Source organism: Ancylomarina salipaludis (assembly GCF_004122035.1).
Lineage (GTDB): Bacteria > Bacteroidota > Bacteroidia > Bacteroidales > Marinifilaceae > Ancylomarina > Ancylomarina salipaludis.
This window is the reverse complement of record NZ_SAXA01000001.1, coordinates 403022-429822: the sequence shown is the minus strand read 5'-3', so window position 1 is coordinate 429822 and position 26801 is coordinate 403022. Positions and strand designations below refer to the sequence as shown.

Below are 26801 nucleotides of genomic sequence, written 5' to 3'. Positions count from 1 at the left end.
AAAATAGTACCATAGTTCTAGTTGTAAATATTGAAGCTTTGTTGCAAGTAAAAATCTAAAACAAGACATTATGGTATCTATAAGTGCAGCGATCAAAGGATCGAAAAGCGAAAAGGGTGAAAAGGCTATGAATTTGAGGGGGGCATTGGCTTTGTTGACGAGCCTGTTTTTTATGTGGGGATTTTTAACCTGTATGAATGATATTTTAATTCCACATTTGAAGGGTTTATTCGATTTGAATTTTACTCAGGCCATGTTGGTTCAATTCACTTTTTTTGGTGCTTATTTTTTAATGTCGTTACCTGCTGGGCGTATCATTGGTAAAATTGGCTACAAGTACGGAATCGTTTTAGGTCTTTCTGTGGCAGGTTTGGGAGCTCTCTTATTTTATCCGGCAGCTTCGTTTTTATCCTATGGCTTCTTTCTATTTGCGTTCTTTGTTTTGGCTACCGGAATAGTGATTTTGCAGGTGGCAGCGAACCCTTTTGTTGCTGAATTGGGAAGTCCTGAAACTGCATCAAGCCGTTTGAATTTGACACAAGGTTTTAACAGTTTAGGAACAACAGTGGCTCCCATGTTTGGAGCCTGGTTAATATTAGATAATAATAGTGATGATTTGATAAACCGTGCTTCTGCTGTTCAAATGCCTTATATTGGTTTGGCTGTGGCATTGGGATTGATTGCATTGGTTTTTGCTTTTGTGAAATTGCCAAAAATTATAAATGCAGAGGAGCAGAAAGCAGAAGGGTCAGCTTGGAATCATAAACATTTAGTTTTAGGAGCAGTTGCTATATTTATGTATGTAGGAGCTGAGGTTTCTATCGGAAGTGCTTTGGTAAGCTATTTGGGACATGATGCTTTAAATTTGTTTGGTGAAGCTCAAGCTGCAAGCTATGTCTCTATTTTTTGGGGAGGCGCTATGCTTGGACGGTTTATTGGATCTGCTATTATGCATAAAGTGGCAGCAAATAAATTACTGGCTTTTAATACCATTATGGTGGTGTTTTTGGTTGTAACCAGTATGTTAACACATGGACAGCTTGCTTTATGGAGTATTGTTTTAGTTGGATTGTTTAATTCTATCATGTTTCCTACTATCTTTACGCTTGCAATTGATGGATTGGGTCAGCATACAAGTCAGGGATCCGGAATTCTTTGTTTAGCCATTGTTGGTGGGGCTATTGTTCCATTGCTAATGGGTGTTTTAGCAGATAATTTTGGCCTTCAAAATTCATTTATTATTACTGTTCTTTGTTACGCATATATCTTCTATTATGCTGTAAAGGGATTTAAACATGATTAAGCATATTCGAATGAAAGAAGTCGCATTAGGAATTGATATTGGAGGGACCAACACGGTTTTTGGTTTTATTGATAAGGAAGGAATTTGTATTTCTGAAGGAACACTTCCTACGCAAAAACATGCCGATGTAGAAGATTATCTGGATGAATTATTTAGTTCAATAAATTCTGTCCGGAATGATTTGCCTTATCAAATCGATATAAAAGGAATCGGAATTGGTGCGCCTAATGCAAGTTATTATACAGGAACAATTGAAGATGCTGCTAATTTGCGCTGGAAAGGGAGTATTCCATTTGTTGAGCTGATAAAAAAACGTTTGGATGTTCCGGTTTATATTACCAATGATGCCAATGCTGCTGCAATGGGTGAAAAAGTATTTGGTGCAGCTCGGGATATGAATCATTTTATGGTGATTACCTTAGGAACCGGATTGGGGAGCGGAATTTTTGCCAATGGTGATATCCTTCATGGTCATGATGGTTTTGCAGGTGAAGTTGGGCATATGATTGTACGTAAAAGTGGTCGTGAGTGTGGCTGTGGTAGAAAAGGTTGTTTGGAAACCTATGTTTCAGCCACTGGGGTGAAAAGATCAGTTTATAAATTATTGGCCAGACATAATGGTGACAGTGAGTTGAGAGATGTTCCTTTCAACCAGCTTACTGCGAAAATGGTGGCAGAAGCAGCAAATAGAGGCGATTCAGTAGCAATGGAAACTTTCACCTACACAGCAACTATTTTGGGTGAGGTTTTGGCCAATGTGGTTGCAGTTACAAGTCCTGAAGCTATTTTTCTGTTTGGTGGATTGACGAAAGCAGGTGATATATTATTTGATCCGGTTCGTGAAACTTTGGAGAAAAATTTGTTATCGATTTATAAAAATAAAATAAGAGTTTTGCCTTCCGGCTTGAGTGATAATGCCGCGGTTTTGGGTTGTGCAGCTTTGGTTTGGAATAAGATGTAGACTAAGATTTGGCAAAGCCGGTAGATTCTACCTGATATATAGAATGCTTCAATTTATTTGGAGCATTTTTTATTTAAAAATTCTCTTTAATCCACTTTGGCAGCATGTATGCGCCAATAAAGAGGTAGGGGTAGTAAGATATTAATCGCCAGATTAAGGCTAAGGTAATACTCAGTCCTGCTTCAGGGATGAAGTCCCCCAGATATTTTGTGAATACCCACTCTGAAAAACCACTTCCACCAGGTGTGGGACTTATAAGCATCATGATCCACATCAAAAGCTGACGAGCAAAAATCATGAGATGATCAAGTGAGCTATATTTGCAGCACCAAAAGGCAAGCAATATCGAATTCACTACCCAGTACCGGGCAGTCCACGAACAGAATGTTGCAAAAAATGCCTTAAGCCAGAAGATGTAATTTTTGTTTTTTAGATCTTTTGAACTTTCAATAATATCAGTTCCTGCTTGATTAGCTCCCTGTTTCCATCTTCTGAGGATCGGTAATTTAAATATCCAAAGTAACAGCCATTTTAAGCCTCGTGGATTTTTAAATAGTCCATAACTCAGTACAATTAGATAGGCTAGTTTTAAGAGGTAAGCCCCTAAAATTAAAAATAAAAGAGAAGATGCTAAGGAGGATGTGTTTTCTGCATTAAGTAGAAAAAGTTGTTGCCAATCAAGAACAAGTAGTATCAAAGGCAACATGATAATGAAATAAAGCTCATCCAGAAAGGATGTGGCCATCACGACTGCAGAACTTTTGCCTAGATTTAAACCTTCTTTATTCAGATATAGGATCGCAAATGAGGTGCCCCCAATGGCTGATGGTGTGATTGCTGAAGTAAATTCCCAAAGCATAATGATTCGGAAGGTTTTTCGCCATGAAAATTCGTTCTCTGTTAATATTCTTAATCTGGCCATATACCCAAAATCCCGGAGTGCCATCATCAGAAAGGCAATGAATAAACCGATAAGGGTAATCCATGAAAATTCAATTAAATCAAATGTTCCGGGTTCGAAATCCTTTACAAGCAAATAAATGACTGCAACAAAACCAATCAGAATTGGCCAAATTACACGCTGCGGGCTTATAGCTTTGAGAAGTGTCTTGGGGTTTGTCGAATTATTTTGCTCCATCGGACTAATTCATTCTTCAATTATAAAATTTGGTAATCAAACTTAATCAATATAAATAAAATGTCTAAGAGACTTTGTCTTAAATATTAAGTTTTTGCTATGAAAATAGTCAAGTTGACAGAATTAATCATTATTAAATCATTGTAAAAAAAAATCCTCTGCAACTTCGAATTGAAGTTACTGAGGATTTGATATAATTTGATACGAGTTTAATTCGAGATTTTAATCGAATAAACGAGTCTTATTTTCTTTCAATTGTTTGTGATCGATTAGGTCCAACTGATACAACTGTAATAGGTACACCTGTTGCTTTTTCAATGAAATCAACATAGGCTTTAAAGTTTTCAGGAAATTCATCTTCGCTTGACATAGAAGTCATATCTGTTTTCCAACCTTTAAATTCAGTGTAAACAGGTTCAATAGCGTCAGTCATTTCATAAGGCACATAGTCGATTTCTTTACCGTCAAGTTTGTAACCAGTACAAATTTTAATTGTATCAAAACCATCCAGAACATCAGATTTCATCATGGTTAATTGAGTTACTCCATTAATCATGATAGAGTAATTAAGTGACACAAGATCTAACCAGCCACAACGTCTTTCACGACCTGTAGTCGAACCGAATTCATGTCCTTTATCTCTTAATTCTTTTCCATCAGCATCAAACAGTTCTGTAGGGAAAGGTCCCATACCTACGCGAGTACAATAGGCTTTAAAGATTCCAATAACTTCACCAATTCTGTTTGGAGCAATACCTAAACCAGTACAAGCACCCGCACAAACGGTGTTTGATGAAGTAACAAATGGATAAGAACCGAAATCAATATCCAATAGGGTACCCTGAGCACCTTCAGCCAGAATTGATTTGCCATTTTTAAGGCTATCGTTTAAGAATTGTTCGCTATCGATTAGTTGGAATTCCTGAAGTAATTTAATGCCTTCAAACCATTCTGCTTCGTATTCTGACAAATCGTATTCGAAAGAATAGTATTTATCCAACATGTCAGCATGCTTTTGAACCAAAGCCTTATATTTTTCGTCGAAGTTTGAAAGAATATCACCTACTCTTAAACCGTTACGACCTGTTTTATCCATATAGGTTGGACCAATACCTTTTAGAGTTGATCCAATTTTTGATTTCCCTTTTGCAGCTTCTGAGGCAGCATCTAAAATACGATGTGAAGGTAAAATTAGGTGAGCCTTTTTCGAGATGAACAGGTTTTTACTCAAATCAATGCCAATGGCTTTGATTCCTTCGATTTCTTTTTTAAAAATAACAGGATCAATTACAACACCATTACCAATCACATTTAGTTTATCGTCACGGAAAATTCCTGATGGAATCGTATGTAAAACGTGCTTGATTTGATTAAACTCAAGAGTATGACCAGCATTGGGCCCTCCTTGGAATCGAGTTATAATATCGTACTTTGGAGTAAGTACATCTACAATTTTGCCTTTTCCTTCATCTCCCCATTGGAGGCCTAAAAGTACGTCAACTTTCATAGGGTAATAATTTGATCTGATTTATCGAATTAACTATGATTTTAGCTCTATAAAGAAGCTTGGAATCGGGTTATTTATCGACAAATAATTTGAATAAAACGGTTGATTACAACCCAGCTGATACATGCCGATTTTTGGAAAGTATTAGCTGAGAATTTTTGTTTGATGTTAACAGCTAATTGTTAACGGTCAAAGGTAATAAATATTTTAGATTAGACCGTGTGTTGTTGAAAAATCACCGTGGGGAATAAAAAAAGTCCTTATAAATAAGGACTTTAAAATATATAGGGTGTTGATATCTTAATTGGCTTTTTTTCTACAATCCTGACAAGTTCCGTAAATATATAGTGAATGATGTGAAACTAAAAAGTCCATATCGTCAGACACGTTATTTCTAACATCTTCCAGTCGGGTATCACAAAATTCAAGAACTTTACCACATTTGGTACAAATTAAGTGATCGTGTTTATTACTATCATATGCCTTCTCGAATTGAGCAATGTTTTTTCCAAATTGATGCTTAATTACAAGCTTACAATCTAAAAGAAGATCGATAGTATTGTAAAGAGTAGCTCTGCTTACACGATAATTTTTATTCTTCATAAAAATATAAAGCGACTCAATATCAAAATGACCTTCACGGGAATATATTTCGTCAAGTATGGCATATCTTTCAGGTGTTTTTCTGTGGCCCTTCTTTTGAAGGTAATCAGTAAACATCTTTTTTACAATTTCTTTTGTGTCTTCGCTAATCATACTTTTAAAGCTATATTACTATCTAATCTAATTTTAAATAACGGGACTAAAATAGTGTTTTTTTTTGATTACTTGCAAAACTAGAAGCAAAAAAAATGCATTAACTGTATTCTTCTATATTTTCAATTCGTCTGACGTTGTCGAGACCTTTAATTTTGATTAGCTTTTTCATTAGATTGTTTAAGTCCTCTGTATTATGTACATAGAGGTGTATTAATCCTTCAAAAACACCATCGTGACTTTCAAAATGTACGGATCGCATGTTGACATGATGATCTTTTGAAATAATTGAGGTGATATCGTTAACGATTCCGATCTTATCGATACCATTGAGTTCGATAATGGCTAGAAAAGACATCAAACGATGACTGGTCCAGTTTGCTTCGAGGATTCGATCTCCTTGACTTGACATCAGTTTTAGTGCATTGGGGCATTTTCGTTTGTGAATGGTAACATTGTTAACCATATCAACATAACCCACTACGTCATCACCCGGAATTGGTTTACAACATGTTGCAATTTTGTATTTTTCCTCGGACATGGTTTCTTCCAAAAGGAAGGGTTTCTTCTTATCAATCTCGGGTTTGCTTTCAGTTACCTCGGATGTAATTTTTTTGTCATCACTACCAAAAAGCTGAAGCTTCCAGTATTTAATAAATTTATTTTTTGATTTCTTTTTGACAATTCGTTCTATTTCGTCAAGCTTCAGTTGCGACGAGCCGATGTTTAAGAAAAGTGTTTCTTTATTTGTAAACTGATAGTGTTCCATCAGTTTTTTTGTTGCCTTTGAGTTTAAAACAAGTCCAATACTTTGGAGATGTTCTTCCAGCTTTTTATTACCTGCACGAATGAGACGTTTTCGATCATCCTTAAATTCGGCTTTAATTTTCGATTTGGCTTTAGCCGTTACCACATATTCCAGCCACTCAGCCTTTGGTTTTTGTTTCTCCGAAGTTAAGATTTCGACCTGATCGCCACTTCGAAGAACGTAATTGAGTGGGACTAATTTGTGATTGACTTTTGCACCAATGCATTGATTACCAATGTCTGTGTGGATTTCGTAAGCAAAATCTAAAGCACTGGCATGTTTGGGTAAGGTTTTGATTAAACCTTTTGGGGTAAAGACCTGGATCTCCTGAGAAAATAAATTCAAACGAAATTCATCGAGAAAGGCCAGAGCATCCGATTCCGGATTTTCCAGAATTTCACGGACATCTTTTAGCCATTTATCCAATTCAGATTCACTATCGGTGTTGTATCTGGAATGAGCGATAAAGCCACGTTCAGCAATTTCGTTCATTCTATTGGAGCAAATCTGAATTTCAACCCATTTCCCAAGTGGGCCCATAGCTGTCATATGCAGAGCTTCATAACCATTGGCTTTGGGTGTACTCATCCAATCACGGATACGTTCAGGTTTGGGTTTGTAAATATCTGTAATCAAAGAATAAATATTCCAGCATTGGTTTTTTTCAGGGACACCTTCTTGGGGTTTAAATATCACTCTGATGGCTGGAAGGTCGTAGATATCTTGTAGTTTGATTTTGTGATTCTCAATCTTATTCCAGATTGAAAATATTGAACGCGGTCGATTGATAATTGTACAAACGATATGATTATCATCCAGACGTTCTTTTATAGGCTGGATAATTTGTTCTAAAACCAGTTCTTGTTCTGCCTCTTTGTTTTTAATCTTTTCGGCAATACTTTTATAATCTTCAGGATGCTCGTACATCAAACTTAAATCCTCAAGCTCTGTTTTAATTTTGTATAGCCCCAATCGGTGAGCCAGAGGAGCAAAAAGAAATAGGGTTTCACCTGCAATTTTCATTTGCTTACGCAGTGGCATGGAGCTTAGTGTACGCATATTGTGCAGGCGGTCTGCAATTTTGAGGATAATAACACGAATATCATCAGAAAGAGTCAATAACATCTTTCTGAAATTCTCAGCTTGCATTGAGGTTTGCTGATTAAAAGCTCCGGATATTTTTGTGAGTCCATCAACAATTGCTGCGACTTTGTCTCCAAAATGATGAGCAATATCTTCAACCGTGTAATCCGTATCTTCAACGACATCGTGTAATAAGGCTGATACAATAGATTTTGTTCCCAGACCAATTTCTTTAGCTGCAATTTCAGCTACTTCAATGGGGTGAATAATATAAGGTTCTCCTGATTTTCGACGTACGCCTCTATGTGCATCCCAGGCAAAATGGAATGCCTTATCTATCATAGCCTTTGTTTCTGGCGTGTTGCTTCTTTTGCAACTTGCCAAAAGCTTTTGATAGCTTGCCAGTATTAATTCTTTATCTTGTTGGGTTTCAACAGTCATATGGTACTAATTTATATTATATCGCAATACAAACCGGAAAAAACTATTAAGATAATTTGAGATAGAAATTGACCTTAGAAAAAAGCCTGTTTTCGATTTGTTTGTTGTAAGTGACTTATAAAATTAATTAAAACTCCCGATTTACCTGCTTGTTTAGCCAATTTATTTAGCTCCAATTCTTTTAGTATGGATAAAATACTAATTTTTTTTCGAAGGTAAGAGTTTCGAATTTCTTGAAAACAAAAAAGAGCAATTAGCTTTTGCTAATTGCCCTGAGTGATATGTCTTGTAATTTAGGCTTTGTTTTCGCCAACAATAACCTCGTAAAGATCTTCTTTTTGGAAATAAGTGTTTGCTAATTCCATTATTTTCTGAGATGTTGTCGCTTTGATATCCTGAAGAAATCTTTCGTAATATGAATTGTCGAATCCGAAAAGAAGATTCCCTCTTAAGCTTTCAGATAATGCGAAGGGGCTATCAAAGCTGCGAAGCATTTCGCCTGCAAAAAAGTTTTTTACAAGATTTAGTTCATCTTCAGGAACGAGTTCTTCTTTTAAACGGTCAATTTCCTTATAGATTTCAGAGATAGCAGCTTCGCATACATCCGTCCCTACTTCTGTTATAATAGCAAAATGCCCCGATTCCAAATGTGAAAGTAAAACAGAATTAATTCCATAAGTATAGCCTTTGTCTTCACGGATATTTTGCATTAAACGAGAACCGAAATAGCCACCAAGAACTAGATTGAGTAGCATGATTCCTGCAAAATCAGGATGTGTTTTATTAAAGAGAGGGCGCCCAATCCGGATGGATGACTGAACGGCATCTTTTTTTAATACAAAGCTTTTCTTTTCGTTTGAACTTATAAGTTTATGTTCAGGTTCAATACCCGAAGTCTTTGTTTGCCATGCTGAAGCCCCGAACCGACTTTCGATTTTGGGTAATACCGTCTCATCCATTTTTCCGGAAACGATAATACGGCAATTGTCAGATGTATAAAAGTTCTTGTAAAACTCCTTGATGTCATCCAATTTGACTTCATCAAATACCTTTGCTTCAAATACGTTGGCATATGGATGCGTTGCTCCGTAGATCAGCGCATTGAATTTTTCCTTAGCTAAGGCGTTAGTTTTTTCTCTATTTACTAAAAAGTCTTGTTTCTTATTGCTGAGAATGGTTTTGAATTCTTTCTCAGGAAAAGTAGGGTACTTTATAATTTGTTCAAGTAAATCAAGCGTCTCATCCAGATATTTGTTTAAAGTGTACAAACACACACTGGCATCGTGCTGGCTGTTATTATAGGTAATATAAGCCCCATAAAAATCGAATTTTTCAGCAAGTTCAGCTGCTGAATATTTTTCAGTGCCTTCATTGAGCATCGAATTGCAGGTGCCGGAAATGAGTGGCGATTTCTGATACCAAAGTCCCGCATTAAAAATCATTTCAATTTTCAGAACGTCCTGACTTCCTCCGGCAATAATATGGACAGGAATCTGGTTGCTCAAAACTTCTTGTTTTGATTTGGGAATATCTACATGCTCAATTGTTTTAAAATGAGGTGGTAGGCTGCGATTCAATTTCTCCATTATTGTTTTTTTGCGTGATAATAAAGTGTGGAACAATTTTCTTTGATCAGAATTTTTTGAGCCATTTCCTGTAAATCAGCAGTGCTGACTTTATTGTATTTTTCAACTTCAAGATTAATATCTTCAGCTTGACCAGTGATTTCGTGCTGAGCAATATTCATGGCTTTATTTAGAAAACTGATCTCCGAGAACACGAGAGATGATTCAATCTTATTTTTCACTTTTTGCAGTTCATATTCATTGGCTTTGGTCGCTGAAACTTCATCGAGAACGTCCCAGATAGCTTTTTCTGCATCCATCATATTAACTCCTTGGGTAAGTTTCCCGCTGATAACGAATAATCCAGGCTCAAAATCACCAGTTAAATAAGCATCTATGCTTGAGAAAAGGTTCTTTTCTTTGATAAGAGTTTGAAATATTCGTGAGGATTGACCATTGGATAAAATATCGGAAAGCAGATCCACTTTGTAAAAATCCTCATGATTTCTGCTACACATATGAAAAGCCATGTAGATGGCATCATAAGGCACTTCTCTTTCAAGATGAAGAGACCGAAATTCGGTTTGTTTGGGTTCTGTTGGCAAATTTCGGGGCGTAATCTCTCTACGTTCTATAGGACCAAACCACTTTTCAGCAAGCCGTTTTACCTCTTCGGTTTCAACATGGCCAGATACCACTAATACGGCATTGTTTGGGGCATAGTGATGAAAGAAAAAATCCTTCACATCTTGCAATTGTGCATCAGCAATATGCTCAATACATTTCCCAATTGTAGACCACTGGTAGGGGTGTTTCTTATAGGCAAGGGGGCGAAGATGCAGCCAAACATCACCATAGGGTTGATTGAAATAATGCTGTTTAAATTCCTCAATCACGACGGCTTTTTGAACGTCCAGACTCTTCTCAGTAAAAGCCAAGCTCAGCATTCTGTCTGACTCCAGCCAAAAACCGGTTTCCAGATTTTCTTTAGGAACCGTCAGGTAGTAGTTTGTTACATCATTACTTGTCCATGCATTATTATCACCTCCAACTTGCTGAAGCGGTTCATCATAATTGGGGATATTTATTGAGCCTCCAAACATGAGGTGCTCAAAAAGATGAGCAAAACCGGTCTGTTCCGGATTTTCATCCTTAGCCCCAATATTATATAGGATATTAACAGCAGCTAAAGGTGTCGAGGTATCGCGATGTACGATTACCTTAAGTCCATTATCGAGTGTAAACTTATCGAATTCAATCATTTTTTCACTTTAATTTGGAAACATCGTTTTGTTTTCGTGATGAAAACATCTGCATGCCAGCCTTTTTTTGATTCTTTTAGAATTGGTATTTGGATTGTTCTGATTGAAGAATAGCAAGTTCTTGTTTGTATTCAGTCATCATTTCTGCCATGATTTCTGCAACAGGCTGAATTGATTTTACCATTGAGCCAACTTGACCAATTTCCAGTTCTCCTTCCTCAAGATCACCTTCGAATATACCTTTTTTAGAACGGCCTTTACCGAGTAATTCTTTCATTTCTTCAGCAGAGGCACCGCGGCATTCAGCTTCATAAACCTGATCGAAAAACTTATTTTTAATCATTCGGGTAGGTGCTAATTTTTTAAGAGAAAGCTTGGTGCCTCCCTCGTCTAACTTGACAATTGCTTCTTTGAAATTGATGTGAGATGATGATTCTGTTGATGCAGCAAAGCGAGTTCCAATTTGAACGCCATCAGCTCCCAAACCAAGAGCGGCTAATATACTTTTTCCACAACCAATACCGCCGGCTGCAATTAAAGGTAAGCTTGTCGCTTTTCTTACGTTGGGAATTAAGGCAAGTGTTGTTGTTTCTTCACGGCCATTATGTCCTCCAGCTTCAAAACCTTCTGCAACAATAGCATCAACACCGGCCTCTTCGCATTTTTTTGCAAAAAAAGCACTTGAAACCACATGAACTACAGTAATGCCATGTCCTTTTAAAAATGGCGTCCATTTTTTAGGGCTTCCAGCTGATGTAAATACGATTTTGATACCTTCTTTTACGATAATATCCATGATTTTATCCGTTTCAGGATAAAGTAAAGGCACATTGACCCCAAAAGGTTTGTTACAAGCTGCTTTTGCTTTTTGGATATGTTCTTGAAACGTGTCCGGGTGCATAGAGCCTGCCCCGATTAAACCCAGACCTCCTGCGTTACTGACTGCAGTTGCAAGTTTCCATCCTGAACACCATACCATTCCGCCTTGAATGATCGGTTTTTCGATGCCAAAAAGTTGAGTGATTTTATTTATCATGATTATTTGTTACTGAGTGTGTGCAAAAAAAGACACTAGAAAAACAAACTTCTTGTGTCTTATTATATGTCGGCAAAATTAGGAAAAAACTTGGGATATGACTGATATTAAGGATTAAGATTAGAACTTAGCATCTCCGGACTGATTTTTTCTTTTGAGGTAAAATCAATAGAATAGGCGATTTTAATTTCATTAGCGGTAGAAATTGCTCCGAAAAAAGCCGTAGGAGGTTTAATTTTAAAATCAGACATTTTTAAATCGATATAACCTGTAATATTCATTTTTCTATTTCCCAATATGTTCCCCTTTATAGGCAGCTTAACATCCTTTGACTGACCTGAGATAATTAGTGTACCAATAGCGATAGCATTAAAATTGGTTGGTTTACTATTTCGAATAGTAATTCTTTTCAATAAAAAAGTAATATATGGGAACTGTGATAAGTTCATAGCCTTATGGGCTTTCTTTTCCATAGCACTTTCCTTACTTTTAAACTGATTCCCTTCAATTTTAAACTCAACATTCTTCAGGTTTTTAAGGGAGTTATTGGGTATTTCATAGTCTGAAGTTTCGGTTTGGAATTCGACATACATTTCCCAATCATGAATATTCGAAGTTCCAAATACACGAATGGAACTGGTTTCAGGAACAAGGTGAATGCTGTTTTGAGCAATAGTAGAGTTGCTGAGAACAATAAGAAATAGGCTAAATAAATGTATTAACCTGAAGAGCATAAGTGGAAATATTTGTGAATATTATTGTCTGAGGGATCAATTTAAGCAATATTTTTCTTTTGAAGCTATTTTCATTCATATTGAATTTAATAGCAAAAAAAATCCTCTACCTGATTAAAAAAATCAAGAGAGGATATTCTTGAATAAAGTTATGTTTTATTTCTTTTTGAGTTCAATCAATCGTTTCACATCCAGGCCTTTGCTTTTTCCAATAACTTTTATAAAATCTAATATTTCTCTATTGAAACGGAAAGCCAGATGTCTTAATTTAAATGGTAATTGACTATCGTCGTGTTTTGTGAAAAGGAAATAATTGGGTTTGTATTCTATCTGTTTGATTTCGTTCCAAAATATGATTTGTTCTTTATTGAATACACCTCTTTTTACACTAATTCGTTCTTCATCAATTAAAATAAAGGCTTTCCCGAAGATTTTTGCAAAGGGGACTCCTCTACCTTCTAAAATGAATAATGAGCCTAATAAAAACAAGCCAATTAAATAAAATAGATCAAAGTCACTGAAATCCTCTTCTATATAAAATTTAGATCCAATCCATAAAATAATAAGGACGAAATGTAAGACCCCTAAAATTGTTTTAGTTGTCGATTTCTGAACCAATAAATCTTTTTCAAATTTCATATAATGTTATTTTATAGCTGAAGATAATAATTATTGTTTATTTGTAGAATTTTGAGGGACAAGTTTTTGTTTAAGGATGAAATTATTTGTGTTTAATTATTGAGATTGTTCGCCATTTTCTAAATGTCGCCACAAATCAAGATAAACGGGCAGGTGATCGCTGAAGCCACCATGATATTTGTATCCAATATAGGTTCTGAATGGTTGTATGCCTTTATATGTTTTATCATCTTCAAGCAAGAATGGAGGAGCAAAAAGGTGCATATCGCTAGGTTGTGCATTTAAAATTCCATTACCATTCATCAATGCTCCAGAAATAATGAATTGATCGAGCATGCCCCAAACATCTTGATATTTGTGTGAAGCGATAGAACTGTTATCTTCCAGAAATGAAGCTAAATTGTATAATTCATTATTTTTAAATTGGAGCTTTGGTTTATTTGCTCTTAAGGTTGTAGTGATCGATTTATTGTTAGGGTAATCGTTGAAATCACCCATAATAATGATTTTAGCTTTTGAATTTATGTTGAATATTGAATCGACTTTATTTCGCAATAGCTTGGCGGCAGCAATTCGTTTATGTTCCGATTCCAATTGTCCTCCCCATCGTGATGGCCAATGATTGACAAATAAATGTAGGGTGTCGTCGGTATGTGTAGTGCCTTTGACGTATAAAATATCGCGCGTAGAAGAATGAGAGGCCCCGTCGTAAATTAATCTCAAAAATGCGGTATCGATGGGGAAGAAGCTAGCCGGTTGGAATAAAAGGGCCACATCTATTCCTCTGTGATCCGGAGATTCTTTATGAATGATTTGATACCTGGCTTTATTTAATGGTGTTGAATAGATAATTCCCTTTAAGACATTTTTGTTCTCAATTTCACATAAACCAACAATATCAGGAACTTGCCAACCACCTGCAGCTATAATGACCTTGGCTATTTTTGTGCATTTGTCCTGATATTTATTCCAAGTCCAATATTTTTGCCCTTGGGGTAGGAATTCAGCATCGTTTTTTAAGCTATCATCTTTTGTATCAAATAGGTTCTCAACATTGTAAAATAAAATTCTATAGTCTGATCGTAAATCATCAAGTTTTCCCCCAGACTTCGATTGAGAAAAGGAACTCTGATGGAAAAATAAGACCAGTATTAAAAAGGTAATATTCTTCATGCTTACTCCTATGAAATAATTTTAATCTGTTGTTTCTACATATTCATAAGTTCCGATATCCGGAGTTGTGTCAGAGATTCGCGAATTACCATTAAAGTCGATGGGGTAAATGTTGGCAATATCGAGTTTAGCCTTGTCGATAAGAATAGATTCAGCGTTTAGGTTGTAATTGTGATTATTTTTATCGACAAAATGAGGATCGGTATTAAAAATACAGTTTTCAAATCGATTTGAAAATATATTTTGTTTCTCAGAATTGAGTTTAATAAGTGTGTTTTTAAATTGAAATGTATTCGTTTGGCCACATTCAAATTCATTAGTCTTGCTTCCCCAAATAATACTATTGTAAATTTTTAATGCATTATCGTTTTCTTCGTTTGCTAAAAAGCTTATGCATGGGGTTGCTCTTTGTGAAAGAAACCAGTTATTTATGAAGTTACAGTGGGAGAATTCAAAATCACCTTTACCTTCAAGAAGCACTGCTTGTTCGCCGCAATTTGAAACGATAACATCGTGCATTTTTAGGTTGAAGTTGTTTGTTTTAATCCCTGTAGTCGTGAAATTGAGGAATTGTGAGTATTCAATTTCCAGACTATTGCTGTTTGTTTCTGATTGAGCGCTGATGCCTTTTATTGCATTTTCTAATTTTAAATGCGAAATGAAATTGTTTTTGCTTTCATCATAGAAGAAAAGGCCTTCCCACTGTCCGGGAACATTTTTGTATAATTCTTCGCGGCGATGGGAACCGAAGAATACCGGGGCTTCAAAACTCCCATCAATATTTAAGGTCCCATGGATGTGGATGCCGGCTCCTTTTTGGAAAAAGACCTTTGTTCCGGCTTGTATTGTCAGTATTTGGTCTTGCTTTAAATATAAATTATTATCGATGAAATAAGGTCTGTTTTGTGTCCATTCCTGAGTTTGAAGTTCATTATTATCAAAACGAATAACATCTTGTGCCCAACTTTTAAGCAGAAATTTTTGCACTTTGGAGTTGTATGTTAATAGGATGTAATCTTCGACTAGGCGCGGAGCATCCTGATCATTATCCGGGACATTTAATTCAACAAAAATATAGAGACTGTCTTTGGCAGGAATATAAACTTGCCTAGCCGTATTTCCATCTACACCATTAATATTTAATCGGTAACCTTCATTATTGTTTTCAAGTGTAATTTCATCAAGATAGATGGCTTTTGAAGAGGGGTTGTAAATTTTTAATTGCTTGGTTGTTGATTGCAGCCCGGAGAAAATGGTATCGAATGTTAAGCTGTCATTTGAGAAGTTTAATAGAAAATCCGGATCGTGATTAAATTCTTCCTTATTGTCGCAAGCAACAATAAGGAAAACAAATGAAAGAATTATTAATGAAGATAAGAGTCGTTTCATTTTATTGAAATTTAAACAAATAAATGATTTTTGCTAAAAGAACATAAAGCTATTCGTTTTCTTTTGTCTGATCTTTCGACGCGTTTTAGCCGCTTCATTTCTATTTCGTCTCATTAAGTCATGAATCATCGATTTTGGAACATCTAAATTGACACCAAAAGTAATTTCATGCGTTCCATTACTATTTTGAGCAAGTAAATTATTTGAATAATAGTCATATGAATACCCCAAATAATATTTGGCAAAATTGACTCCCAACATACCTACAAATTGCTCATTGCTTCTGTATGATAGGGCGAGCCAAAAACTTCGAACATATAATTTTGCTGTTAAGTCGATATAATTCTGAGAATCTAATGTTCTGCGGACAATAACTGAGGGTTCTAAAGCAACCTGATTATTGATGTTGAAGGTATAGCCTGCAGTGAAATAATAATGTCTCAACATGATATCGTTGTTGAAACCAGAATCCCCCATCTTAACGGAAGATTCAAATAAGTGTGCTATTGAAAATCCAACAAAGTAATCGTTGTTGTAGAGATAAACTCCAAAATTAGCATCAGGAATGTATGATACGATGTCACCTCCTGTGTATAGAGGATCACCAACTGGTATGTAATTGCCATCAAATTTATATTGATAAAAGATACCACCTAATCCAAACGATAAACGTGTTCCTCTTTTTCCATAATATTGACGATTAAATTCCAAATGATAGGCATATGATAATTCAAAACCTGTACGGGATATTGCGCCATACTTGTCGTTGAAGACATAAGCTCCCATTCCCAATCCCCTTTGAGTACTTCTACGTGCCAACGGATTACCAACTGCGTCGCAGGTTGTACATCTTTCTCCAAAATTACGGTGAATACTTAATGCCTGGGTTTCAGGAGCACCATTTATACCTGCCCATTGCTGACGTATGGTTAGGCGAACTGGCGTGTAAATACGTGAACCAGCCATGGCTGGATTAAATAAAAATCCATTTTCAACATATTGACTATACAAAGGAAGCTGCTGTGCCTTTGCTGAAATATGTAGTGTAAATATGAAGATTAAACTTATAAAAATATTTCTCATTATAATATGTAAGAGGCTAATGGGTCGATTAATTTATTTTTAACGTGCTATGGTTACTGTTCCTGTTAATGGTTTTGAATCATCAGCTTCAATGGCATAATAATATGAACCAATTGGCAAGTGTGAATTCTTGTTTGTTCCTGTCCAAGGGTTTCCTTTATATTCATTTCCTGTGCCTGAGAACGTATAAACTGTGGCTCCAAGTCGATCATAGATGACAATTTTAAGTCGTTGAATATATTCAATTCTTAGGATATCCCAATAATCATTATATCCATCATGGTTAGGTGTAAATGCTTTAGGGATTTCAATCATCCTGTCATATAAATATTCTAAATTAATAATTGTATCTACCGAACACGAATTTTGGTCGGAGAGAGTTAATTTATATTTTCCCCTGTCTAAATTATTAATTTCTAAATTGGGTTCTGATAAATTAGACCATATATCTGCACCCGTTTCTATTTCCCAAGTCGCGGTATAGTTAGGTATTCCACCCAAAGCTTTTGAGAAAATTGCACCATCATTAGCACCCTCAACTGTTGGTCGGTTTGCCTCAGCTTTTAGAAGTAATTCTTCAGGTTCCTGGATTACGACGCTTGCTGTATCCTGACAATTATGCTGATCAGTCACGATTAGTTCGTATTTTTTAGGGCGTAAATTATTGATGTTTTCTGTGGTTTCACCATTCGACCAGTTGAAGCTATAAGGAATCGTTCCTCCATTTACAGTTGCAGAGGCGTCTCCATTATTTAGCCCGTAACATCTCACATCATTAAAGGTATTTATTTCTGCAATAAGTGAGTCTGGTTGAGTTAAAATAACAGTGTCCCTAAATTCGCAATTTTTATTGTCGATTACAGTGCAAGAATAGGTTCCAATTCTTAAACCGGAAATATCTTGAGTTATAGCTCCTGTGTTCCAGCTTATTGTGTAAGGAATAGCTCCGGAAGTAATATCCAGTTTCACTTCGCCATTCTTATCTCCGTAGCACAAGGGTTCCGTTATGCTTGATACACCTGAAAAGACCTCGGGTGCTTTAACTTCGAATAGATATTTTTCAGATATACAATTTCTTGAATCGGTTACTGTTACATTGTATAAACCAGGACTTAAATTCTTTTGATCTTCATTATTTAGATTATTAGGAGCAATATCACCTTCCCATATATAATTATAATTTGGTGTTCCGCCTTTAGGGTAAATATTGATAGAACCATCTGTTTTTCCATAACAGGATATGTTATGGATACCATACTCAACCTCTACAAGATCGGGTTCTGTAACTTCTTGTTTAAAAGTTATAACTTCATTTGTGGTGTTATCTGTAACCGTTAATGTGTAATTACCGGCTTTTAAGTTTTCTATTTTAGATGTTTGAGATGTATTTAAAAGAACTGTTTTTTTATAGTGATTGTCTGCTTCCCATGACAAAGTGTAATCGCCACTGCCATCTTCAACAATAATCTCTATTGAACCTTCCTCACCACCGTGACATATCGGACTTGTTTTTGAAACTAAAGAAACGACCATTTTTTCTTGTTCATAGATTCGGGTTTCAGTAACTGCTCTACATTCATTGGCATCAAGAACTTCAACGACATAAACCCCTTGTTCAAGAAAGTCAACGGTGTAAATACCTGTTTGGTTGTTCAGTGACTTTTTAGAATATTCATTTGGGCCTGAAATAAAGATGGTGTACGGAGGTGTTCCTCCAGTTGCCGTAGCTGTAATTGTTCCATCACGCAAGCCCATATCTGTAATATCAGTATGTGTTTGGCTTATAGCAACTGCATCTGGTTGGCTAATAGTTAGTGTGTTTGAAAGGAAACAACCTCTGGTATCAGTTATTTTATAATCGTAATCGCCTTCAGCCAAATCGTAAATTTTATCTGAATGAGAGAATAAGCCTCTGTCACCTGTCCAAAAGATAGAATAAGGTTTTGTTCCACCAGTGATATCCAACTCAATGCTTCCGTTGGGTTCATTAAAACAAGCGACATTATTAAGAATTGAAGATGCGTCTAATGGAGCAGGTTCTAAAATTATAGTTTGATCGGTTGCACTTTGTCCTGCCGATTGAACCGTTAAGGTATAAGTACCCGGGATAAGTGCAGAAATCGATTTGCTGTTAGCTGTAAATCCTGATGGTCCAGACCATGAGTATGAATAGCTGCCGTCACCTCCAATTGCTGTTGCATTTAAAGCCCCGTCATTATACCCAATGCAGGATACATCTTCCTGATCGATAATTTGAGCAATTAAAAGATTGCCTTCAGGTAGCATAATGTCTTTGGTGATGCTACCACATGAACTTTCATCGGTTATTGTTACTGTGTAAAGTCCTCCTTCAAGGTTTTCAAAAAGAGCTTTGTCTTCATCGAAGAAACTTGGGCTAAAATTAGAATATCCATTGGGGCCTGATACGGTATATGTATATGGAATAGTTCCCCCTAGAATTTCTAATCTGAAACGACCATCATTAGCTCCTGGGGCAGTGACTTCTTCTTCAATAACCAGACCTAATTGAAGAGGAGTGCTTTTTACAAGGCTAATAGTTTCTTCAAGGGTACATTCTTTTTTGTCCTTAAGTAAAAGAGTATAGTCTCCAAAATCTAAGCCTGTATTGTTTTTAGTATAAGATCTAAAATCGTTTGGCCCGGACCACGAGAAGGTGTAATCGTTATTTCCTCCATAAGGGACAATATTTATAATTCCATCTTTTAAATCATTACAGGTTGGAGAAATATTATCAGCAACAATAAATCCCATTTCCATAGGCTCTTTAATTGTTATGTCTTGCAATTTGACACAGGCATTTTTGTCTGTTACTTTTAAAGCGTATGTGTTGGCTGCTAAATCATTAAATTGCCCGCTTGTGTTTGTTGTTGCATCTATGGTGTATGTGTAAGGTGCTGTTCCCTTATCAGCTTCAACAAAAATCTCACCTGAAGATTCTCCAAAGCAATTGGCATCTTTAACTATAGTGTTACTTAGAATAATTTCTTCTGGTTCCAACAATTCGAACGGAGTTGTGTAAACACAATTATTGGCGTCTGTCACTTCGATTGTATAAGTTGCTCCTTCCAGATCGGTAATAATTGCATCTGTAGAATTGAAACCATTACTGCCAGTCCAGTTGACGTTATATGGGGCAACACCTCCCTTGATTTGAGGATCAATAGAACCATTTTTATCACCGGCACACAAAATATCAGTTGAAGCAAAATCAAATGTAATTTCTTCCGGAGAAAGAATCTCAACGCTTTCCTCATCTGATTTACAGTTGTTGCCATCTTGTACGTGAATGATATATTCTTCGGCTGAAAGTCCTGTGTTATGTGCAGCCCCAAGATTACCATCCAGGTAATAGGTCAAAGTTCCGGTACCGCCTGAAGCATCTATATCAATTTCTCCATCGGTAATATTAAAGCATTTTAAATCTTTTTTGGTTATATTATTGATAAACATTTCGTAGGCATTAAAAATGTCTACAGAGTTTGTTTGGTCACAACCTTTATCATCTTTAACCTGAACAAAATATTTACCCGGAGCCAATTTTGACGCATAACTTTCATTTGTTCCTAATGGTGATGATGCATCTACAGTTTTTCCAGTTTCATCTTCCCAATAGAAAGTAAAAGGGGCATTCCCATTTTGTGCTACAGCTTTAATAAAACCATCTGAATTTCCATAACACTGAACGTTGGTTGTAGTGAATTCAATGACAATATCTGAAGTTGTATTCATGACTACTTCTATGGTCGAGTAAAGTAAACATGGATCTCCATTGGGGTTGTTATAATTGATTTCAACTCGATAGAATCCACTTTTATTCACAACAATTGTGGCAGATGTTTCTCCAGCTTCATCAATGTATGGGGCTGAACCATCGGGGCTGTATGCCCATTGGAATGTGGTTCTGTCGTTTATAGGAAAATATGTAACATGATTGAGACTTGCTGTACTGCTACACCATTCCTGACGAACAGGCAATGTTTCTTTAAATGAGGGGGCTTCTTCACTATCGTCATCTTTAGCCGTTGCAACCCATCCAACACTACTGCCACCAACATTAAGATATTTTCCAACAACCCAATGATTGTTGCTATCAGTCATTTTAATGTTTTCCAAAGATGCATGGTAAATGGTCAGTTCTTTGCTTGAATTTATGAAAGCTTGCTCTCCATCTTTACTCGATTTTAAATAAACATATGAACAGTTAACACCTTCCATTATTAATTCATTAGTCAGGTTGATCGTTCTTCCTGCTTGAATTGAATTTTCGCCATATCCTAATGTGAACTCTAGATTTGAAATGGTATGATCCCCAAAAATCTGGCCTTGCTGGCGGAATATAACCGTTTTAAACTCACCTTTACCTGTTTCAAATCCATTCCCATTTACGTCAATTTCACCATACCCATCGAATATGGCATCTCCAAATTTGACATCGTTTGAGCTCTCGCAATAAATTCCTCCTTTTTTAGGAAAGTATAGTTCTGAGTTTACTGCCGTAAATTCTAAAGGGGAACCGATAAAAATCATACTCCAGGATTTAAATTTCTCTGCATTAACAGTCACAATTGATCCTGAAATATTTAATTTTCTACTGGCAAGAGGAGAAGAATTTAAAGACGAAAAACTAGATAGAGACATCTTATTTCCTTTGGTATCAAAGGCACCATTTTCTAAGAATAGATCTCCGGAAGTAGATAAGTTGTTTTGAAGGATCCAAGATTGATCTTTTCCATCGAAGTAAATATCCCCATCTAAGGCTTTTCCCGCAAAATCGATTGGTTTATCAGCCGTTAAGCCATCTCCCTTGAATTTTAAATCGCCAGACATTTCAAGAGTCATATTTTCACTAAAATCGAGAGAACCATGAACATCCAACTGATTTTGAACCGTAAAAATTGAAGAAGGATCAACGTCATCAGTCCAGGTTATATTGTGACATCGGGCATCGGAGTTAATAAGTACGGTTTTACTACCCAAAAATGATTTGTCATCAAAAAAGACATTGTCAAGTTCAGTAGGGACACAACCTTCAGATGTGCCACCAGAAGTTTTACTCCAGTTTAGGTGGTTAGACCATTCATCATTTAAACCATTACCAACCCAGTATAAATCAATAGCTGCTACCGGGTTTACTGTCCAGTTTGTAACGTTGGTATTTTCTATTGAATTGTTTGCAATATAGGCTACACTTGAACCGACACCATTAATATCAGTGAGTACAGTAAAGTTGACATTGACGCTGTTTTTTACTTCAAGGTTTGCTTGTTTACCACTTTTGCTAGCTCGAATATCGATAGGGAAATTACATGAGCCCAGAGCCGTAAATTCTTCAATAGGAAACGTGACATTAGATTCAAATTCAAAAGTGTTGGGTTGTGTTCCTTTGTTAAGGGTTAGTTTACCGATATTCAAAGTCCCATTTAATTCACCCCCTTGTTCGTAGGTTAAATCATTAATTCGGGTTACAAGATTTTCAGATCTTAGACTGCCCTTGTTATTAAAGCGAATTGCGTTAAAAGTGACATTACTCGTAAATGCACCACCAATGAAGAATGCTTTTTCACTCTCAATGATTACTTCACTACCGTCAGCTAAAAGCGTTAGGGTTTGTCGGGCATTAATATCAGCTGCATCGATATTTACTGAAAAACTATTCTCGTATCCAAGGATGGTGAATTTTGAATTTCTAATATCTAAGGTTCTTTTTCTACCAGAGAAGGTTAAGTCTGATGATTCAAAATAGTTACATGAAACATCAAATCCAGCAGAAATAAAATCTCCATTGTCCAGAAATAGATTCCCGTCAATATCTAAATTATTGGCTAATGTCCATTCGCCACCTATACCATCGAATGTGACATTGTTGGGGAAACTGAAGTCATGAAGAATAAGAGTGTTGCCTTTTTCGGTTGATCGAAAGTAGAAATCAACATCAGGTATGTTAACCGTAAGATTTTCGTTAAGTATAAATGAACCATACATATAAACGCTTGATATAGCTATAGTTCCCATTTGGAAGATAGGAGATGTGCCTTCTGATCCTCTCCAATCCATAGTTCGACATCGGATATCACCACTACCAGTGGAAACAACTTGATTTTTGCCAGAGAATGAATTAATGTCAAAATAAACATTATCCAAGGCTGTAGGTACACAAGCTCCAGGAGAACCTCCTGATGTTTCTGACCAGTGGGCAGGATCATCCCACGTACCTGAACCTCCAACCCAGAATAAGTTTCTGGTTGTTGGTGTTGTTGCAAATATCCAACCGTCATTATGACCTAGGTCTATTGAATTATTAGCTGTAAATGTTGCAGGCGGGGTTGCAAATACGTCTATTAAATTGACTTGATTTACACTTATCGGATTCCCATTTTTACTGTTGAAAGTTGTTTCAGATCCAGCTGATAAACTCGAAATATCAATGGTTCCTTCACAGGTTCCAATGGCAGTTATGTCACCAATATTATAAATTTCACCCTGCGTAAACTTGTAGGTTTTTCCTTGGTTTAAGATTAGGTTGTCTACATTAAAGCCGCCATAAAGGAAGTTAGCATTTGATTTAACATCGATTTGATTAAACGAAACGTTTTTCCCACGAATTGCGAACAGAGCAGTTCCTGTTTCCTGATCAAAGGTAACCTTATTAAATGCTACTGCGTCTGTACCAGTTGTAACTTCAACCCGTCCATTTTCACCCACTATGATTTCTGAAGTTCCCGATATGAAATTTAGATTCTCTGGTGATAAAAAGATACCGTTTAGATGCAGTATAGAAGCATCTAATTGTAGTGTTCTGTCATCACTAAAGTTTGAATAAAGTTCATTACAGCTTATATCAAAATTGTTAGAAATAAGTTTGCCTCGTTTTAGTTGGATATCTCCGGAAGTTTCAAAATTACTATCAATCGTCCATGTTCCTGCTAACCATAAACTGTTTTCCTGAATAGTCCCTTCAAAAATAACATTGTTGGACAGTGAAACTTGATCTAATTTTATATTAACATCATTTTCAGATTTGAAGTAGATTATACCATCGTAAGTGAATGATCCTGCTGGAAGAGATGAGAAATCAAGACTTCCATAAATATACAGATCACTATTACCATCGAATTTTAATGAGGAGGCATTAGACCATGTCATATTATTGCATTCCGGAATTCGGGTGCCATTTACAGTAATTGTGCTGCTTCCGCCAGGCGTAAGATTACCCGCGTCGAAGAAAACATTATCCAGTCGCGTTGGAACACATTCCGGATCCCAGTTTTTAGGATTAAACCAGTCAGAGTCTTCGGTTCCTTTCCAGATAAAATCATCACTTCCTCCTTTAGGTATAATATTCCAACCGGTGTAGTTTGATATACCAAAAGAATTAGCTGCATTCAGACCACCTGAAAGGGTTACACCTCCTGTTACTTCAAGGTCGGTAATCTGGACATTGGTGATTCTATCAGAATTGACATCTGATATAATTGTAGAAACACCTCCATTACCAGTTAAGTAAATAAATTCGGAGCAGGATCCTTCTGCAATGAAACCATCTTTATTTAAAATCTTTTGTTGGCTACCTGTTTCAAAAAGATAGGTTTTCCCAGCCGATAAAATGAACGTGTCAAAATTATGATCTCCTGATATATTAGCCCCTGCCAGAAATTGCAATTCTTTAAAATTAACGGTTGCACTGCTTTCATTGGTTAGATTGGCTTTTTCTCTTGGATCATTAAAATGAACCCTGTTATAAGTTATAGTCGAAATGTGATTGTTGTAAAATCCGGCAGTTTGTTGAATTAATTCAATTAAGTAATCATTGTTAGGGATAGTAAAATGACTGCCTTCAACATCCCATGTTTTTAGAAAGTTACCATTTAGTCTAAGTGTGGAGATTCCCAGATCTAAGCTGCGATTTAAATCACCAATAGATAAGAATTGATTTAGGTCTAAGTTGTTGTTATTTGAAATAATATTACCTGATTCCAAATATAAAGCATGATCCGGAATCTTAAGTTCAGTTAGCAGTTGCCAGGTTCCGTTTCCTGAAAAATAAACATCAGCTTTAAAACTGTTGATTATAGAGATGGTATGATTGGCATCGCCTTCAAAGTGGCAATTCCCGACTAGATTCCAAATGGCATTGCCGGCATCTAAAGATCCGAATATACTAAGTGATGATGACCCCGATAGGGTGACGGCATTTGAAAGGCTTAAGTCTTTACATTCTGAATCGGCATCAATTTCTACATTAAAACTGCCATTAATTGTGGCATTGTCAATTCGAGAGGGCACGCAATTCCCGTCCCAGTTAGTGGGTGTATTCCATTTATTATCGGTACCACCAATCCAGTTGTAGTTTTGGGGAAGAGGCGAAGTGATTTTCCAGTCCGTGTTTCCACCTAAATTGAATGAGCTTGTTGCATTGAAAGGAGCTGCGGTTCCTGAGGCAACCATATTTTTAACTTTAAGGAAATCTAATGATGTTGAATTCGCAATAATAGTTCCATTTCCATCAACACCAGAAATACTAATGTGTTGACTACAGCTTCCTTCTGCCGTAAATAAATTTTGAATGGTTTGATCTGCACCACTATAAATCAGGTAATTATTTCCTTTGGTGAAAATCAGATTCTGAAATTGATTCGATCCTTTTAAATTACCTCCGGCTAGAAATTCGAGTTGGTTAAAGTTGACTTTTAAGGCATCATTGTAAACTCCAGCTCCGTTTTTTTGAAATTCAACATCATATAAGTTGATTGTTGAATTACCGGATATGTCGAGACTTGCATTAGTTCCTGTTATTGTAATTTTTGAATTTCCGGGATTAAGGTTTAAATTGTCAGAATTAATTTTAAGAACGGAAGCTCCTGACTCGCTTAGTGTTATGTTTGAGTTGTTTAAGTTCCAAGTTCTGGATATTGGATTATCTGCTATAATTTGGGCACAGGTTATATCCGCTTCAAAACTTAAATTTCCTTGTTCAAAATAGATGATATGATTTTGTACGTGGAGAGGTGTTTTTATAATCCAGCCTCCATTTTTGGTGAAGTAAATATCATTGTTGTAAGTGTGGCCTGCAAAGTCGATTTCATTATTGGGTGTGGACGCACTAAAATATAATGGCTTTAGTAGATCTAAAAGCATATTGGAACTTAGCTTTAATCCACCGTATATGGTTAAGAAGTGAGCCGGATCATTATCCGCTTTAAGTGTTGGCAAATTAGTTACATTCGACCAATCCATATTAGCACACTTAGCCACATCATTGATGAGTACCACGGCGCCTGGTACCGGGAATGAGTTTTCATCAAAGAATACATTATCACCAAAATTTGGGACAGCAGCGTCCGGATTGATCTGACCACCAGGTTGATCACTCCAGTGCTGAATTTCATTCCAGTTTCCGGAACCTCCAATCCAATAAAAATCTTTAGCATTAACAGCACTTGAAAATGACAGTAGGATAATAATATAAATTAAGCTGATTGCTTTTGTATTCATAGCAAAATCAATAAAGTTGCGTATTATTTAATCATATAAAATCATGAGAAGATTCCTATTTCTAAATAATAAAAAGAGGAATAGTCGTATGTGAGGTAAAAATAAGCTAATTAATTGTAAAAAGCATCAAAATCGTGACTAATGGAATGTTTTGACGGTTAAAAATATTTTAGTGTTGTTAACATATAGGGTAATTTGGATTTTGTGGATGACGAAATGAGAATTTGGTATTAAAATATTAAAAGCAGGTTAATAGTTTTGATTGATTTAGATTTTATGAATTATTTGATATTTATGTTGTGTGTTAGGTTTTGTATTTCGTTTTGTAAAACGAAAAAACCACACAAAACTTGAATCTATTCAAGCTTTGTGTGGTAAGTTTTTTTTGTTTCAGAGATTATATATGAGGA

General features: G+C 36.1%; 15 protein-coding genes. 2 read left to right on the top strand and 13 right to left on the bottom strand.

Going from position 1 to position 26801, the window contains the following annotated elements; genetic code table 11:
* Positions 1-70: 70 nt before the first annotated feature.
* Together EO244_RS01780 and EO244_RS01775 are read left to right on the top strand one after the other, a co-directional pair.
* Positions 71-1303 carry a sugar MFS transporter gene (locus tag EO244_RS01780; protein ID WP_129252330.1) on the top strand — a complete coding sequence of 411 codons (1233 nt, stop codon included), beginning with the start codon at positions 71-73 and terminating at the stop codon, positions 1301-1303.
* A complete protein-coding gene (locus tag EO244_RS01775) occupies positions 1296-2264 on the top strand; it encodes an ROK family protein (protein WP_241687923.1) in 969 nt (322 codons plus the stop codon). Before EO244_RS01780 ends, EO244_RS01775 begins: the two co-directional genes overlap by 8 nt.
* Positions 2265-2337: 73 nt before the next feature.
* Here EO244_RS01775 and EO244_RS01770 read toward each other — a convergent pair whose 3' ends face one another.
* From EO244_RS01770 to EO244_RS01710, 13 genes are all read right to left on the bottom strand, one after another.
* Complete coding sequence (locus EO244_RS01770; RefSeq protein ID WP_129252328.1) at positions 2338-3402, bottom strand: lysylphosphatidylglycerol synthase transmembrane domain-containing protein; 1065 nt, start codon at positions 3400-3402, stop codon at positions 2338-2340.
* A 241-nt stretch (positions 3403-3643) separates the two neighbouring features.
* Positions 3644-4909, bottom strand: coding sequence for an adenylosuccinate synthase (locus EO244_RS01765; RefSeq protein ID WP_129252326.1), 1266 nt, complete (start codon positions 4907-4909; stop codon positions 3644-3646).
* Between the two features lie 300 nt (positions 4910-5209).
* Entirely contained in the window at positions 5210-5665 is a 456-nt protein-coding gene (locus tag EO244_RS01760) for a Fur family transcriptional regulator (protein ID WP_129252324.1), read from the bottom strand.
* 100 nt (positions 5666-5765) lie between these two features.
* Positions 5766-7997, bottom strand: a complete 2232-nt coding sequence (locus EO244_RS01755; protein ID WP_129252322.1) for a RelA/SpoT family protein — start codon at positions 7995-7997, stop codon at positions 5766-5768.
* Positions 7998-8290: 293 nt separating this feature from the next.
* Entirely contained in the window at positions 8291-9583 is a 1293-nt protein-coding gene (locus EO244_RS01750) for a M16 family metallopeptidase (protein WP_129252320.1), read from the bottom strand.
* Positions 9583-10824, bottom strand: coding sequence for a M16 family metallopeptidase (locus tag EO244_RS01745; protein ID WP_129252318.1), 1242 nt, complete (start codon positions 10822-10824; stop codon positions 9583-9585). The genes EO244_RS01750 and EO244_RS01745 overlap by 1 nt, the downstream gene beginning before the upstream one ends.
* A gap of 76 nt (positions 10825-10900) precedes the next feature.
* Complete coding sequence (locus tag EO244_RS01740; RefSeq protein WP_206734442.1) at positions 10901-11860, bottom strand: NAD(P)H-dependent flavin oxidoreductase; 960 nt, start codon at positions 11858-11860, stop codon at positions 10901-10903.
* 107 nt (positions 11861-11967) lie between these two features.
* Positions 11968-12594 carry a YceI family protein gene (locus EO244_RS01735; RefSeq protein ID WP_129252316.1) on the bottom strand — a complete coding sequence of 209 codons (627 nt, stop codon included), beginning with the start codon at positions 12592-12594 and terminating at the stop codon, positions 11968-11970.
* Between the two features lie 156 nt (positions 12595-12750).
* Positions 12751-13233 carry a hypothetical protein gene (locus tag EO244_RS01730; protein WP_129252313.1) on the bottom strand — a complete coding sequence of 161 codons (483 nt, stop codon included), beginning with the start codon at positions 13231-13233 and terminating at the stop codon, positions 12751-12753.
* Positions 13234-13329: 96 nt separating this feature from the next.
* Entirely contained in the window at positions 13330-14406 is a 1077-nt protein-coding gene (locus tag EO244_RS01725; RefSeq protein ID WP_129252311.1) for an endonuclease/exonuclease/phosphatase family protein, read from the bottom strand.
* A gap of 21 nt (positions 14407-14427) precedes the next feature.
* Positions 14428-15795 (bottom strand): hypothetical protein, encoded by a 1368-nt coding sequence (locus EO244_RS01720; protein WP_129252309.1) that lies wholly within the window; start codon positions 15793-15795, stop codon positions 14428-14430.
* A gap of 33 nt (positions 15796-15828) precedes the next feature.
* On the bottom strand, positions 15829-16878 hold the full coding sequence (locus tag EO244_RS01715) for a PorP/SprF family type IX secretion system membrane protein (protein WP_129252307.1): 1050 nt from the start codon (positions 16876-16878) through the stop codon (positions 15829-15831).
* A gap of 39 nt (positions 16879-16917) precedes the next feature.
* Positions 16918-26391, bottom strand: a complete 9474-nt coding sequence (locus EO244_RS01710) for a T9SS type B sorting domain-containing protein (protein WP_129252304.1) — start codon at positions 26389-26391, stop codon at positions 16918-16920.
* Positions 26392-26801 lie beyond the last annotated feature (410 nt).